Consider the following 14,324-nt stretch of genomic DNA (forward strand, 5'->3'; position numbering starts at 1 on the left):
TCGTCCGTCACGTGATCGACCGCAGGAAGGCCCGCGTCCGCTCGTGTTCCGGTGCGTCGAGGAGGCTCTCCGGCGGGCCCGATTCGAGGACGTGCCCGCCGTCGAACATCAGGACGCGGTCCGAGATGTCGCGGGCGAAGCCCATCTCGTGCGTGACGCAGAGCATGGTGATGTCGGTGCTGTCGGCGACGCTCCGCAGGACGTCCAGGACCTCCGCCACCAGCTCGGGATCGAGGGCCGAGGTGACCTCGTCGAGGAGGAGCAGCTCGGGGCGCATCGCGAGGGCGCGGGCGATGGCGACGCGCTGCTGCTGGCCGCCGGAGAGCCGCGTGGGGTGGGCGTCCTCCTTGTCGGCGAGGCCGACCAGGCCGAGGAGGTCCCGGGCGCGGGCGGCGGCCTCGTCGCCGTCGAGGCCCAGGACGTGCCGGGGCGCCTCCATGACGTTCGCCAGGACGCTCATGTGCGGGAAGAGGTTGAACTGCTGGAACACCATGCCGATGCGCCGGCGGCGCGGGGCGAGGTGGCGCTCGTCCGCCGGGACGAGCTCGCCGCCGCGGCCGGACGGCATGTGGGAGAACGGTTCGCCGTCGACGTGGACGACGCCGTCCGTGACCCGCTCCAGCGTCATCAGCAGCCGCAGGATGGTCGTCTTGCCCGAGCCGCTCGGGCCGATCAGGGTCACGCGCTCGCCCGCCGCGACCGTCAGGTCGAGACCGTCGAGGACCGTCTGGTCCCCGAATCGTTTCGTCACCCGGTCGAAGCGGACCTTCTCCGCCCCGGGGGCGTGTTCACTGGGCAAGGCGGGCCTCCAGGCGGCGCACGAGAAGGGACGTCGGCCAGCTCGCCAGCAGGAAGACGGCGGCGGCCAGGGTGAAGCTCTCCAGGTAGGCGAAGTGGGTGCTGCCGAAGGTGCTCGCCTCGTGCACCATCTCGTTCACCGTGATGACCGACAGGAACGGCGTCTCCTTGAACATGGAGACCGCGTAGTTGCCGAGCGCCGGAAGCACCTTCCGTACGGCCTGCGGCAGCACCACCGCCCGCCACACCCGCCGGCGGGGCAGCGACAGCGCCGTGCAGGCCTCCCACTGCCCCTTCGGTACGGCGTCGATGCCGGCGCGGTACACCTCGGACAGGTACGTGGCGTAGTGCAGGCCCAGGACCAGGACGCCCAGCGCCAGCGGGTCCAGGCCCGGCACCAGCACCCAGGCCGCGAAGAGCTGCACCATCACCGGCGTCGAGCGCACGAACGCGGCGGGCGCGCCCACGGCGAGGGCGAGCCACCGGCCGCCCGAGCGCTGGAGCAGCGCGATGGCGAGCCCGGCGACGGCCGCGACGGCGAAGCCGAGCACCGTCGCCAGCAGGGTGACCCCGAAACCGGACAGCACGACCGGCAGCGCGGCACGCGCCGCCTCCATGTCCCACATGGCTCCCGCGCCGCCCATCACGCACCACCGCCGACGCGCATCGCACCACGCACGGCAGGCGGGCTGCCCGTGGCGTTCGCGTGGCCCCCCACGCCCAGCCGTGCCTTCGCCCGCCGCTCCAGGGCGTCCATGCCGGCCCCCAGGAGCGCGGCGAGCGCGAAGTACAGCAGGAGCAGCAGCAGATACGCGGCGGCCGTGCCGCCCGTCGCCGACCGCAGCTGGTCGATGCGGAAGGTCAGGTCGGCGACCGTCACCAGGGACAGCAGCGGGGTCGCCTTCAGCAGCTGGATCAGGAGGTTCTTGAAGGGCGGCACCATCAGCGCGTACGCCTGCGGCAGCACGATCCGCCGCAGCCGCAGTCCCGGCCCCATGCCGAGCGCGATCGCCGCCTCGGTCTGCGCGGCGGGCACGGCCGCGATCGCGCCGCGCACCACCTCCGCCCCGTAGGCCCCGTAGTTGAGGCCGAAGGCGAGCACCCCGCAGGCCATCGGTTCGAGCCGGAAGCCGAGCATCGGCAGCGCGAAGAAGAGCCAGAACAGCTGGACGTACAGCGAGGTGCCGCGCAGGAACTCGACGGTGACCCGGGCGGGGCCGCGCACGACGAGGAGGCGGGAGCGGGAGGCCAGGCCCAGGGCGAAGGCGACGAGCAGCGCGAGGGCCGCGCCGAGCGCCGTGGCCTCCAGGGTGACGAGGAGCCCCTCGCCGATCGCCGGGAGGGCCCGGCCCAGCTCGGACAGGAAGACGGCCGTGCCGGAGTCCGTCATCCCGCGCACAGCTCCGCGGTGCGCAGGGTGCGCGGCGGCACCTCGCTCTCGGTGAAGCCGTACTTCCCGATCAGCCGTACGTAGCGGGCCGGGTCGCCCGTGATCCGGGCCAGCTCGCGGTCGAACGCCTCCCGCAGCGAGACCGCGCCCTGCCGGAAGACCGCCCCGCCCGGGCTGTACCGCTTCACCCCGTCGACGACCGGCACGAACGGCTCCAGGACCTCCACGGCCTTGCCCTCGTTGGTGCGCGCCAGCCAGCGCAGCGAGATGCCGGTGAGGGCGAAGGCGTCGATCCGGCCGGCGAGCAGGGCGTCGAGGCCGTCCTGCTGCTTGGCGAGCGACACCAGGTCCCCGTCCGCGACGCCCGCCGCCTTCGCGTACCCGCCCTCCACGGCGGCCGTCAGGACGCCGACGCGGGCCTTCTCCGCCGCGCAGGAGGCGAGGTCGCTCAGGCCCTTCGGGTTGCCCGCGCGGACCATGAGCGCGGTGGGGGAGACGAACTCCGGCTCCGAGAAGGCGACTTTGGCGCAGCGCTCGGGCGTGATGGCCATGCCCGCGCTCACCACGTCGAACCGGCCGGCGAGCAGACCGGGGATGAGGGCGCCGAACTCGGTGAGCGTGGGCTTGAGTTCGGGCACGCCGAGGGCGGTGAAGACCTCCCGGTGGAGGGTGGGCGCCTCGCCGGCGAGCGTGTCGCCGTCCTGGAAGCCGTACGGTGCCTCGCCGGCGAATCCCACCCGGACGTGGCCCTGCTTCCGCAGCCTCGCCAGCAGGTCCGCGTCCCCGCCCGGCGCGCCCGTACCGGCCTCCGTGCGGGAACAGGCGGTCAGCAGCCCGGGCACGGCGAGCGCGCCGCCGAGGAGCGCGCCCCCGCGGAGGAGGTGTCTGCGGGTGAGGTGCGGGGTCATGGACGTCCTTTCACAGGGGGAGGGCGGGGGAAGGAGGTCAGCCGATCGGGGCGGTGCCGGTCGTCGTGGTGCCGATCGGGGTGGTGTCCCTGGAAGCGATGAACGAGGGCCGCCGGACCGGAGCGGCGAACGGCAACTCCGGTGCGTTCTCGACGCTGTTGAAGACCAGGAAGACGTTGCTCCGGGGGAAGGGCGTGATGTTGTCGCCGGAGCCGTGCATCGCGTTGCAGTCGAACCACACGGCGGACCCGGCGTCGCCGGTGAAGTGCTCGATTCCGCAGGCCTCGGCGAAGGTCGTGAGCGCCTTGCGCGAGGGGATGCCGGCGTCCTGCATCCGCAGCGACCGCTTGTAGTTGTCCTTCGGGGTCTCGCCGGCGCAGCCGAGGAAGGTGCGGTGCGAGCCCGGCATGATCATGAGGCTGCCGTTGGTGGTGAAGTTCGGGGTCAGCGCGATCGACACCGACACCGCCCGCATCAGCGGCAGCCCGTCCTCCGCGTGCCAGGTCTCGAAGTCGGAGTGCCAGTAGAAGCCGCTGGCGCCGAAGCCGGGCTTGACGTTGACGCGGGACTGGTGGACGTACACGTCGGAGCCGAGGATCTGCCGGGCGCGGTCCACGAGCCGGGGGTCGGCGGCGAGCCGGGCGAACACCTCGCTGATCCGGTGCACCTCGAAGACCGAGCGGATCTCCTGGGAGCGCGGCTCGACGATCGCCCGCTCGTCGTCGCGGATCCGGGGGTCGCTGATCAACCGGTCGAGTTCCGCGCGGAGTTCGGTCACCTCGTCCGGGGTGACGAGGGCGTCGACGGCGGAGAAGCCGTTGCGCTCGTACTCCTCCAGCTCGCGCGGCCAGAACGGGCCGGGCGTGCCCTCATCGGACCAGACGACGGGTTCCTTGCGGTAGACGAGGGCCTCCTCGGTGCCGCGCGTGGGGTACGGGTCGACGGGGCGGGCGGGGGCGGTGGTCATCGCGGTGCGGGCCTTTCTCGTACGTACGGGGAGGGCGGGCGTGGGGGTCAGGCGTCGTCCGGCTCGGTCAGCAGCGGGTAGACGCCGTTCTCGTCGTGGTCCTCGCGGCCGGTCACCGGCGGGTTGAAGACGCACAGGCAGCGGAAGTCCTCCTTGACCCGGAGGGTGTGCCGCTCGTGGCCGTCGAGGAGGTACATCGTGCCGGGGGTGATCGTGTACGTCGTCCCGGTCTCGTGGTCGGTCAGTTCGGCCTCGCCGGCGGTGCAGACGACCGCCTCGACGTGGTTCGCGTACCACATGGCGGTCTCGGTCCCGGCGTACAGGACGGTCTCGTGGAGGGAGAAGCCGACGCGCTCGCGGGCGAGGACGATGCGCTTGCTCTCCCAGGTGCCGGAGGCGGACCTCACGTGCCGCTCGGTGTTCTCCAGCTCGGCGAAGGTGCGGACGATCATGACGGTGGCCTTTCCTCGCGGGGGTCTCAGGCGGTGTGGCGGACGGCGCGGGCGAGGATGCCGAGGCCCTCGTCGAGTTCGTCGTCGGTGACGGTCAGCGGCGGCAGCAGCTTGACGACCTCGTCGCGCGGCCCCGACGTCTCGACGAGCAGCCCCAGTTCGAAGGCGCGCCGGCACACCGCGCGGGCCCGCTCCCCGTCCTCGAACTCCAGGCCCCACACGAGCCCCCGGCCGCGCGGTACGGCACCCGTCCCGAGCTCGCCTAGCGCCGCCTCGACGGTGGCGGCCCGCCGCAGGGTGCGGTCGCGGAGCGTGCCGTCCCGCCAGTACGTGTCGAGGGCGGCGGTGGCGGTGACGAAGGCGGGGTTGTTGCCGCGGAAGGTGCCGTTGTGCTCGCCGGGCTGCCACACGTCGAGTTCGTCGCGGAACAGGCAGAGGGACATGGGCAGTCCGTAGCCGCTGATGGACTTGGACAGGGTGACGACGTCCGGGGTGATGCCGGCCTCCTCGAAGGAGAAGAAGTCGCCGGTGCGGCCGCAGCCCATCTGGATGTCGTCGACGATCAGGAGCATGTCCCGGCGGCGGCACAGGTCCGCGAGGCCGCGCAGCCACTCGGCGCGGGCGACGTTGACCCCGCCCTCGCCCTGCACGGTCTCGACGATCACGGCGGCCGGATGGTCGAGGCCGGATCCGGAGTCCTCCAGGAGCCGCTCGAACCAGAGGAAGTCCGGGGTCCTGCCGCCGAGATAGTGGTCGAACGGCATCTGGGTGGTGTGGGTCAGCGGCACGCCCGCGCCGGCGCGTTTCCCGGCGTTGCCCGTGAGGGCGAGGGAGCCGAGGGACATGCCGTGGAAGGCGTTGGTGAAGGAGACGACCGTCTTCCGGCCCGTGACCTTGCGGGCGAGCTTCAGGGCCGCCTCGACGGCGTTGGTGCCGGTCGGGCCCGGGAACATCACCTTGTAGGGGAGGGCGCGCGGTTCGAGGACGGTGGAGCGAAAGGTCTCCAGGAAGCTGCGCTTCGCCGTCGTCGACATGTCGAGGCCGTGGGTGATGCCGTCACTGCCCAGGTAGTCGAGGAGCGGGCGCTTGAGGGCCGGGTTGTTGTGGCCGTAGTTGAGCGAGCCCGCGCCGGCGAAGAAGTCGAGGAAGGGGCGGCCGTGCTCGTCGAACAGGCGGCTGCCCGTGGCCCGTTCGAAGACCGTGGGCCAGGCGCGGCAGTAGCTGCGTACCTCCGACTCGACGGTCTCGAAGACGGTGGGCTCGGTCTCGGCGATGAGCGTCATGCGGGACTCCAGTACGTGGGGTGGTGAAGCGGCCGGCCGGGTCGCTCCGCGAGCTGCGGCCCGAAGGCTCAGCGGCTCGAAGGTTCTGCGGCCCGGAGGGCCGGTGACTCGCAGGGCCGGTGGCTTGCAGGGCCGGTGGCGCGGAAGAGCCGGCGGGTCAGAGGTCCAGCGGTGCGATGCGGTGCAGCACTTCTGCCTCGTGGCCGGGGGCCGGGAACGCGGCGGCCGGGAAGAGGACCGTGCGGCTGACCCGGGCCCCGTGCCGCCGGGCATAGGCGCCGAACAGACGCTCCGAGGCCTGGTTGTCCGGGGTGATGGTCGTCTCGACGGCGTCGAGCGGATGTGATCCCGCGACCCGCTCCGAGAGGTGGTCGAGGAGCGCCCCGGCGATCCCGAGACCCCGGTACGCCGCGTCGACGGCGATCTGCCAGACCAGCAGCGTCCCCGGCGCGTCCGGCCGGAGGTAGCCGGTCACGAAACCGACCGGGCGGCCGTCCGCGTCGCGGGCGACGGCGGACGTGTCGGCGAAGTCGCGGCACCACAGGAGGTAGCTGTAGGAGGAGTTGACGTCCAGCGTCTCGGACTCCCGCGCGAGCCGCCAGAGTTGGGCGCCGTCGCCGGCCCGTGGCCGTCCGACGGTCCAACCCCGGGCGGAGACCGGCGCCGCGTCCCGGACGTGTTCCGGTGCTGTGTGAGCTGTGGTCATGGGCGCCGAAGTTACCCAGCGCAGCCGCGAACTTCCTCGCCCTGTGGGGTTACGGAGAGGAGGTGATCCGTGTTATGGCGCGACGGCGAAGCGTCGAAGACCGGACGACCACCTGACGGATTCGGGGGTGCGAAAGCATAAAAAACTGGGGCAAAAACTCGCTTTATAACGACGATGTAACACCTTCGGGTGGTCTCGTGCCGTCACCGGAGCGTTACCGCATCGTCCGGCGGAAGCCCGTTTGGCGGCGCCGTATCCGGTTAGGGATGCCTCGTATGGGCCCGTGTTCACGGAGCGTCACCACGGCGGTGGCGCCACCCCGACGGTGGTCCGGACGGACCGCACCCGCAGGCGGAGCCGCCCGGGCCGGACTAGCGTGGGCAGAGTGAGCAGTCGGCTCCCCCACACCCCGCCCCCCGCCACCGGCCGGGGCGCCCCAGGCGGCGACACCGCCCCCGCGGCGCTCCGCATCGCCGTCCAGGCCCTCGCCGCCGTCGTCGCCGGCTACGTCGCCATGGGAGTCACCGCCGGCCTCGGCCTCTGGGCCGCCGGCGCGGCCGACCTCCCCGGCGGCTTCACGGCCGTCCTCGCCGCCGTCGTGGTCATGGCCGTCGGCGGCCAGGTCGAGATCGCCGGCTCGGCCGGCTCCTTCGCCGGCACCCAGGGCGAACTCACCGCGATGCCCCTCACCGTCACCCTCGTCGGGGCGCTCGTCACCGGCGCGGTCTTCCTCCGCCCGCTCCGCCACCACGCCGTGGCCCGGCCCGGCGACCTCGCGGCCCGCGCCGCCGCCGTGACCGCCCTCTGGCTCGCCGCCCTCGCCGGACTCTGCGCCGTCGCCCGCCACGACTTCCCCCTGGCCCTCGACGTCGGCGACCCCCAGGAACCCCTCAGCGACCTCTTCGGTGAACTCCTGGAAGCGGCCGACCCCACCGTCGGCTTCCGCACCCTCGTCGGACCCACGCTCGGCTACGGCCTCCTGTGGATCCTCGGCGTCCTCCTGGTCGCCCTCCTCGTCTCCCGCCGAAGCCCCCTCCCCGCGCGCGTGCTCCGCCATCAGGAGGCCGTCAGGCCCGCCGCGTCGGCGATGCTCCTGCTGCTCCTCGCGTACGTGGCCGTCGGCCTCGTCATCGGCCTGGTCGTCGCCGCCACCAAGGGACACGCCGCCGAGACCTTCGCCGTGCTCCTCCTCGGCCTGCCCAACGTGAGCTGGCTCGCCCTCGGCGTCGGCATCGGCGGTTCCTGGGAGGGCCGCGTCGAAGGCCCCTTCGGCCTTCCCATGCCCCAGCTCCTCGACGCCGTCCTGCGCGGCGGCGGCGAGAGCCCCGACCTGTCCACCGTGGACCTCTCCTCGCTCGCCGCCGTGGACGGGCGTGCCTGGTGGCTGCTGCCCATCGCCGCCGTCCTCGTCCTCGGCGCGGCCTTCGTCGCCGCCGTCCGCTCCCCGGCCCACGTCCGGCCGTGGCATCACGCCATGCACCTTGGCCTCGCCTTCGCCCTCACCATGCTCGCCGTCGCGCCCCTCACCCTCGTCGAGGCCCGCTTCGGCCTCTCCATCCTCGGCATCGGCGACCTGGCGGGCCTCGGCGGCGAGGTCGTGCTCCGCCCCGACCTCTGGCGCAACGTGGGCTTCGCCCTCCTGTGGGGCCTCGTCACGGGCTTCCTGGCCGGCGTGCTCTCCCTCGGAGTGCGACGCCGTGGGCAGGTGCCATCGGAGGAGCAGCGGCCGGAGGAGCAGCGTCCGGAGGAGCGGCAGCCGGGGGAGTAGGGCCGGAAAAGGGGCCGGTCGGCGTCAGGTGCGCCTCGCCCGGCGTCAGGTGCGCCTCGCCTGGTGTCGGACTCGCCCGGTGTCAGAGGCGCCGGAAGACCGGCCGCGCCCAGGCCGGGGGTTCCCGCGGGGGACCGGGCGTCCCGGGCGCGTCGTCGTCCGAACCGCCGGCCCCGGGCCCGCGCCCCGTCCCCTGCCCCGTGACCCCGATATCGCCCGGCACGCGCGCGAGGGCCCTGCGCAGCTCCGCGACGAACTCCAGGCACGTCCCGTACCGCTCCTCGGGCGTCTTCGCCAGCGCCCGCGCGAACACCGCGTCCGCCGCCTCCGGCAGCCCGGCCCGGTGCTCGGCCAGCGGGGGCGGCGGGTCGTACTGCTGGGCCCACAGCACCGCCCAGTCGGTCTCCCGGCGGAACGGCGGCACCCCGGCGAGCGTCTCGTAGACCACGCACGCGAGGCTGTACACGTCGCAGCGCCCGTCCACCGGCTTCCCTGAGATCTGCTCCGGCGCCACGTAGTCCAGCGTGCCGACGAACTCGCCGACCGTCGTGAACCCGGTCAGCGACAGCGACTTCTTCGTCAGTCCGAAGTCGGTCAGATAGACGTGCTCGGGGTGGTCGCGGTCCGTCCCCTCCGCGACGAGGATGTTGCCCGGCTTCACGTCCCGGTGCACCAGGTCGTGCGCGTGCGCCGCGTCCAGCGCCGAGGCGACCTGGGCCGCGATCCGGCCCGCCGTCGCGGGCGACAGGGGCCCCTCCCGGGCCAGCAGCGCCACCAGGTCCTGGCCCGCCACGTACCGCATCGCGATGTACAGGACGCCCTCCGTCTCGCCCGCCTCGAAGACCGGCACGATGTGCGGGTGGTCGATCGCCGCCGCCACCCGCGACTCGTGCGCGAACCGCTTCCGGAAGGTGTCGTTGCGGGCCAGCTCCGGTGCCAGCAGCTTCAGCGCCACCGTCCGGTCGAGCCGCAGGTCCCGCGCCCGGTACACGACGGCCATCCCGCCGCGCCCGATCTCCGCCTCCACCCGGTACCCCGCGATCTCCCTGCCGACCAGCCCCGAAGGCCGCCCCGCCGGGAACCCGGTGTCCCGCGCCCCGCCCGCCATCAGTCCTCATCCTCCTCGTCGCGCGGCCGGTTCACGATCCGCGTGCGCGGCGGACCGGCGACCCTCGCCGGATCCACCTGCGGCACGACCTGCGTCGGCTCGTACGCGACGGGCTCCGCCTCCTCTTCCTCCGGCCGCGCCTCCGACGCGCGCTCGGCGGACGTCGGAGGCGGCATCGGCTCGGGGCGCGGCTCGCCGGTGCGGGAGGGACCGGAGGAGGCCGCGTACGTCGTCAGCCCCGCCCCGTCGCAGTACACCCAGCGCTCGTGCTCCGCGTCGTACAGCCAGACGGACTCGCCGTCGACGACCATCCCGACCCGCAGCCCCCGCGTGCGCCACCGGAAGGTCTCCCTGTCGGCCCGCCCGGCCACCAGCTCCTCCACCGCCCGCCGGTAGCGTCCGAGGGCGTCCTCGGCGCGTGCGATGAGGGGGCGGGGGTCGGCGGACCGGGACAGCCCCGAGCCGGCCGCCGGAGGGTCGTCGGGGACCGTGACCAGGAGCCGCGCGTCCACCCACGCCGACCAGCCGTTGGAGCAGAGCACCCGCCCCCAGTCGCCGGTCCGCTCCATGAGCCGCACCGGCAGGAAGGCGTCCAGGGGCGCCGTCGGGAGCGCCAGGTCGGGCGTCTGCCAGGCGTCGAGGCCGTCGCGGGGGACGACGTGGGTGGGGCGGAAGTCGGCCGCGTACGGAGCGTCGGATCCAATATCCGACATGTTGGATCCAGAATCCGGCACACGAGATCCCGGATTCTGCATGTTGGATCCAAGATCCGATGAGGGGTCGGGGACGCTCACAGCCTCACCTCCAGATCACACCGCCCACGCGCACGAGCACGCACCACCACACGCGCCCCACGCTCAGCGACGCATCACGACCGGTTCGTGCCGCCGCAGCAGCCGGGACACGGCGACCGCGAGCACCACGCAGAGCACGACCATCATGCCCATGTCGAAGAGCCAGGCCGCCGCCGTGTGGTCCATCAGGGGATCCGCCGTCTTCTCGCTCGGCGACACGGCCCCGATGTCGATGGTCGCTCCCATCGCGGCGAACGCCCACCGGGAGGGCACCAGCCATGCCAGCTGTTCGAGGACCGGAGTGCCGCGGACGTTCAGCAGGGCTCCGCAGAACACCACCTGGACGATCGCGAGGAGGACGAGCAGCGGCATCGTCACCTCCTCCTTGCGTACCAGCGCCGACACCAGCAGGCCGAGCATCATCGCGGTGAAGGCGAGGAGGGCGACGGCGAGCGTGATCTCGACGAGCGCGGGCATCAGCACGCCCTTGCCGTCGGGCACGTTGAGCGGCACGCCGATCAGGGCGACCAGGGTCAGCACCACGGCCTGCACGACGGTCACGGTGCCGAGGACGACGACCTTGGAGGCGAGATAGGCGGAACGGGACAGGCCGACGGCTCTCTCCCGGCGGTAGATCGACCGCTCCTTCACCAGTTCGCGGACGGCGTTGGCCGCGCCGGTGAGGACGCCGCCGACGCACAGGATCAGCAGCACGTTCAGGGTCGACTCGGCGTTGAGGCTCCCTTCCGAGAGGGCCCGGGCCATGGCCCCCATCACGAACGGCAGCGCGATCATGATGACGAGGAAGGTCCGGTCGGCGGCGAGCGCGGACGTGTAGCGCCGCACCAGCGTCCGCAACTGTCCGCCCCAGCTCTGCGCCTTGGGCGGCGGCGCGGGCACCGGCGACCCCTGGGCGTCGCCGCCCGCCCCGCCCGCCACCGGCGCGTACGACCGGACCGTGGCGTCCTCGATGTACCGCCGGTGGAAGCGCGAGCCCCGGTACTGCCCGGCCCAGTCGCGGTCCCGCTCGGTCTCGAACGCCTCGAAGGCCTCCGGCCACTGCGCGAAGCCGAAGAAGGACAGGGTGTCGTCGGGCGGCCCGTAGTAGGCGACCCGGCCGCCCGGGGCGAGCACCAGGAGCCGGTCGCAGACGTCCAGGCTGAGCACGCTGTGGGTGACGACGACGACGGTGCGGCCGTCGTCCGCGAGCCCGCGCAGCATGTGCATCACGGAGCGGTCCATGCCGGGGTCGAGCCCGGAGGTCGGCTCGTCGAGGAAGAGCAGCGAGGGTTTGGTCAGCAGTTCCAGGGCGACGCTGACGCGTTTGCGCTGGCCGCCGGAGAGGCTGTGGATGTGCTGGTCGGCGCGTTCGGCGAGCCCCAGTTCGCCGATGACCTCCTCCACGCGCGCGTGCCGTTCGGCGGGCGCGGTGTCCCCGGGGAAGCGCAGCTCGGCGGCGTACGAGAGGGCGCGCCGGACGGTCAGCTGGAGGTGCAGGATGTCGTCCTGCGGGACGAGCCCGATGCGCTGCCGCAGCTCGGCGTAGTCCCGGTACAGGTCGCGGCCGTCGTAGAGGACGGTGCCCCGGTCGGCGGGCCGCTGGCCGGTGAGCGCCCCGAGCAGCGTCGACTTCCCGGCCCCGGACGGCCCGACCACCGCGAGCAGCGTCTTCTCGCCGACGGGGAAGGAGACCTCGTCGAGCAGCGTCTTGCGCCCGTGGTCGACGGTGACGGCGAGACGCTGTACGTCGAGCGAGATCTCGCCGGTGTCCGCGAACTCGACGAGCTGCCCGCCGGCCAGGCAGAACGCGCTGCGCCCGATGCCGACGATGTCGTCCGCCGTGACCCGTTCCGGCCCGACGACGGCCCGCCCGTTGAGGAAGGTGCCGTTGTGGCTGCCGAGATCATGGATCCAATAGGTGCCGTCCGGTCGGGCGAGGAGTTCCGCGTGATGCCGGGACACCACGAGATCCGCGACCACGACGTCGTTGTCCGGCGCCCGCCCGATCCGTACCCGGTGCTCCGGCAGCGGCCGCACCGCCGTGGGCCGCCGGAAGGTCCCCGTCGCCCCCGGCCGGGACACCCCCGCGGGCCGCGCCAGGTCATGTCCTCGTACGAGCTCCGCGTCGCCGGCGATCGCGGACGAGCCGGGTGGGGCGGCCCGATCCCCGTCGGCCGCGGGCCGTCGCTCCGCGGGCCGTCGCTCCGAGGGCGGTGCGGGCGCGGGCGGCGGAGGGGCCGCGGCCTCGCCCGGGGGCGTGGTGAGGACCGCGCGGGGGCCGTCCTGGGGGTGGCCGAAGCGGAGGACGGAGCCCGGGCCGACGACCCGGGGGAGCCGGACCCGCACGCCGTTCGCGTACGTGCCGTTGGTGCTGTCCTCGTCCGCGAGCGTCCACTGGCCGCCGGCGGCGCGGAGCACCGCGTGGTGCCAGGACGCCCGGGCGTCCGTCAGCACGATGTCGCTGGTGGGGTCACGCCCGACGCGGTAGACGCGGCCCGGGTCCATCCGCGTCGTGACCCCGTCGACGAGCAGGACCAGGCCGGGTGCGGCGGGCGCAACCGGCCGCTCTCCCATGCGTGCATCCTATCCGCCGGGGCCCCGGCCCGCCCGGCGCCGGAGCCTGGGGCGGGGGTGCCGGGCGCGGGTAGGGTGGGACCGGGCGCCGCGGGGAGCGGCGCCGGACGGACGACGGGGAGGCGGACGTGCCGAAGGGCGTCACGAGGCGGCGGCCGCGCACCCGGGCGGCGCTCCTGAAGGCCGCCCTGGAGGCCTTCGCGGAGCACGGTTTCCACGCCACCACCATCGAGCAGATCTGCGAGCGCGCCGGGTACACGCGGGGCGCGTACTACTCGAACTTCGCCAGCAAGGAAGAGCTCTTCCTCGCGCTCTTCGACGAGCACAGCGAGCGCACGGTGAGCCGGCTCGCGGCGTCGATCGACGCGCTCACGGCGGAGGAGTACACGCTCGCGCGGCTCGCCGAGCTGGCCGCCACGATCGAGCCGGACGAGCGCGACTGGTACCTGGTGACGACCGAGTTCACGCTGCACGCGATCCGTGACCCGCAGGCGGCCTGGGTGCTGGCGCGCCACGACGAGCGGCTGCGGGCGGAGATCGCGCGCGGGCTGACCCTCGTGCTGCGCCGGGCCGGCCGCGAACTGACCGTGGACGCCGACCGGTTCGCCCGGCTGCTGATCGCTCTGCGCGAAGGGGGACTCGCGCAGAGCTACGTGGAGCCGGCGGCGCTGCCGCCGGGCGACCTGGAGCGGGAGTTCCTGCCCCCGCTCCTGGAGGCCTCGACCCGGCCCGCGCGGCCGTCTCAGTCGAACAGGTCCGGGTCCGACGCCTCGATCTGATCCCACAGCGGCCGTGCCTGGAACCAGCCCGCCAGGTGGCCGCCGATCTGGCCGCGGGTGAGCAGCGCGGTCTCCCGGTCGATGAGGTGCGGGGTGCCGGCGGCCATGGCGAGCAGCTGCGCCTGGCAGGAGCGCTCCATGGTGACGAACCACCAGACGGCCTCGGCGACGGAGTGGCCCACGGTCAGCAGCCCGTGGTTCTTCAGGATGACCGCCTTGTGCTCGCCGAGCGCCTTGGCGACCCGCTCGCCCTCCTCGGTCTCGTTCACGACGCCCCGGTAGTCGTCGTAGACGCCGTGGTCCTCGAAGAACGCGCAGGCGTCCTGGGTGATCGGGTCGAGCGGGATGCCCAGGCTGGAGAACGCCTTGCCGTGCAGCGAGTGCGAGTGCGCGGCGGCGATCGCGTCGGGGCGGGCCGCGTGCACGCGCGAGTGGATGACGAAAGCGGCCCGGTTCACCGGCCTGCGCCCCTCCAGGACCCGTCCTTCGTGGTCGACGAGGATCAGGTCGGAGGCCTTGATCTGGCTGAAACTCATGCCGAAGGGGTTGACCCAGAAGGCGTCGGGGTCACCGGGATCCCGCACGGTGATGTGCCCGGCGACCCCCTCGGAGAACCCGAACCGCCCGAAGATCCTGAACCCGGCGGCCAGCTGCTCCTTCCGGTACCGGCGCTCCTCCTCGACGCTCCCGAACGTCGGCGGCAGCGGCAGCTCCACCCCGTCGGGCAGCGGCCCCACGGCGGCGGCGAGGGCGGGCGGCACGGTGCTCATGGCGACTCCAGAGGGATGCGGCGGAGG

At 73.4% G+C, this 14,324-nt stretch carries 14 protein-coding genes; 2 read left to right on the forward strand and 12 right to left on the reverse strand.

Going from position 1 to position 14,324, the window contains the following annotated elements; translation table 11 throughout:
- Window positions 1-7: 7 nt before the first annotated feature.
- From ehuA to ectA, 8 genes are all read right to left on the reverse strand, one after another.
- Entirely contained in the window at window positions 8-799 is a 792-nt protein-coding gene (ehuA, locus tag ABZ621_RS00245) for an ectoine/hydroxyectoine ABC transporter ATP-binding protein EhuA (RefSeq protein ID WP_360599051.1), read from the reverse strand.
- Window positions 789-1,442 (reverse strand): ectoine/hydroxyectoine ABC transporter permease subunit EhuD, encoded by a 654-nt coding sequence (ehuD, locus tag ABZ621_RS00250; RefSeq protein WP_360599053.1) that lies wholly within the window; start codon window positions 1,440-1,442, stop codon window positions 789-791. Before ehuD ends, ehuA begins: the two co-directional genes overlap by 11 nt.
- The gene (ehuC, locus tag ABZ621_RS00255; RefSeq protein ID WP_360599055.1) at window positions 1,442-2,188 is read right to left on the reverse strand and encodes an ectoine/hydroxyectoine ABC transporter permease subunit EhuC; all 747 of its coding nucleotides are present in this window, start codon (window positions 2,186-2,188) and stop codon (window positions 1,442-1,444) included. Before ehuC ends, ehuD begins: the two co-directional genes overlap by 1 nt.
- On the reverse strand, window positions 2,185-3,096 hold the full coding sequence (ehuB, locus tag ABZ621_RS00260; protein ID WP_360599057.1) for an ectoine/hydroxyectoine ABC transporter substrate-binding protein EhuB: 912 nt from the start codon (window positions 3,094-3,096) through the stop codon (window positions 2,185-2,187). Before ehuB ends, ehuC begins: the two co-directional genes overlap by 4 nt.
- Window positions 3,097-3,133: 37 nt before the next feature.
- Window positions 3,134-4,063 (reverse strand): ectoine hydroxylase, encoded by a 930-nt coding sequence (thpD, locus tag ABZ621_RS00265; protein WP_360599058.1) that lies wholly within the window; start codon window positions 4,061-4,063, stop codon window positions 3,134-3,136.
- Window positions 4,064-4,110: 47 nt separating this feature from the next.
- On the reverse strand, window positions 4,111-4,515 hold the full coding sequence (locus tag ABZ621_RS00270; protein ID WP_360599060.1) for an ectoine synthase: 405 nt from the start codon (window positions 4,513-4,515) through the stop codon (window positions 4,111-4,113).
- Between the two features lie 26 nt (window positions 4,516-4,541).
- Window positions 4,542-5,798, reverse strand: a complete 1,257-nt coding sequence (gene ectB / locus ABZ621_RS00275; protein WP_360599062.1) for a diaminobutyrate--2-oxoglutarate transaminase — start codon at window positions 5,796-5,798, stop codon at window positions 4,542-4,544.
- Window positions 5,799-5,955: 157 nt separating this feature from the next.
- Entirely contained in the window at window positions 5,956-6,504 is a 549-nt protein-coding gene (gene ectA, locus ABZ621_RS00280) for a diaminobutyrate acetyltransferase (RefSeq protein ID WP_360599064.1), read from the reverse strand.
- Between the two features lie 469 nt (window positions 6,505-6,973).
- On the opposite strand from ectA, the gene ABZ621_RS00285 reads away from it, so the two are divergent.
- Window positions 6,974-8,272: a streptophobe family protein gene (locus ABZ621_RS00285; protein ID WP_360599869.1), complete on the forward strand. Its 1,299-nt coding sequence runs from the start codon at window positions 6,974-6,976 to the stop codon at window positions 8,270-8,272.
- An 82-nt stretch (window positions 8,273-8,354) separates the two neighbouring features.
- On the opposite strand, the gene ABZ621_RS00290 is transcribed toward ABZ621_RS00285, so the two are convergent.
- The 3 genes from ABZ621_RS00290 to ABZ621_RS00300 all read right to left on the reverse strand — a co-directional run bounded on the left by ABZ621_RS00290 (window position 8,355) and on the right by ABZ621_RS00300 (window position 12,748).
- Complete coding sequence (locus ABZ621_RS00290; RefSeq protein WP_360599066.1) at window positions 8,355-9,380, reverse strand: serine/threonine-protein kinase; 1,026 nt, start codon at window positions 9,378-9,380, stop codon at window positions 8,355-8,357.
- Window positions 9,380-10,093 (reverse strand): hypothetical protein, encoded by a 714-nt coding sequence (locus tag ABZ621_RS00295; RefSeq protein ID WP_360599871.1) that lies wholly within the window; start codon window positions 10,091-10,093, stop codon window positions 9,380-9,382. Before ABZ621_RS00295 ends, ABZ621_RS00290 begins: the two co-directional genes overlap by 1 nt.
- A gap of 144 nt (window positions 10,094-10,237) precedes the next feature.
- Window positions 10,238-12,748 carry an FHA domain-containing protein gene (locus tag ABZ621_RS00300; protein ID WP_360599068.1) on the reverse strand — a complete coding sequence of 837 codons (2,511 nt, stop codon included), beginning with the start codon at window positions 12,746-12,748 and terminating at the stop codon, window positions 10,238-10,240.
- A gap of 128 nt (window positions 12,749-12,876) precedes the next feature.
- Between ABZ621_RS00300 and ABZ621_RS00305 the strand changes: the two genes are divergently transcribed.
- Complete coding sequence (locus tag ABZ621_RS00305; RefSeq protein WP_360599070.1) at window positions 12,877-13,527, forward strand: TetR/AcrR family transcriptional regulator; 651 nt, start codon at window positions 12,877-12,879, stop codon at window positions 13,525-13,527.
- Here the strand turns inward: ABZ621_RS00305 and ABZ621_RS00310 are convergent.
- Window positions 13,491-14,297, reverse strand: coding sequence for a class II aldolase/adducin family protein (locus ABZ621_RS00310; RefSeq protein WP_360599072.1), 807 nt, complete (start codon window positions 14,295-14,297; stop codon window positions 13,491-13,493). The two genes, ABZ621_RS00305 and ABZ621_RS00310, sit on opposite strands and share 37 nt — an antisense overlap.
- Window positions 14,298-14,324 lie beyond the last annotated feature (27 nt).

Source organism: Streptomyces sp. NPDC007863, from assembly GCF_040633895.1.
Taxonomy (GTDB): domain Bacteria; phylum Actinomycetota; class Actinomycetes; order Streptomycetales; family Streptomycetaceae; genus Streptomyces.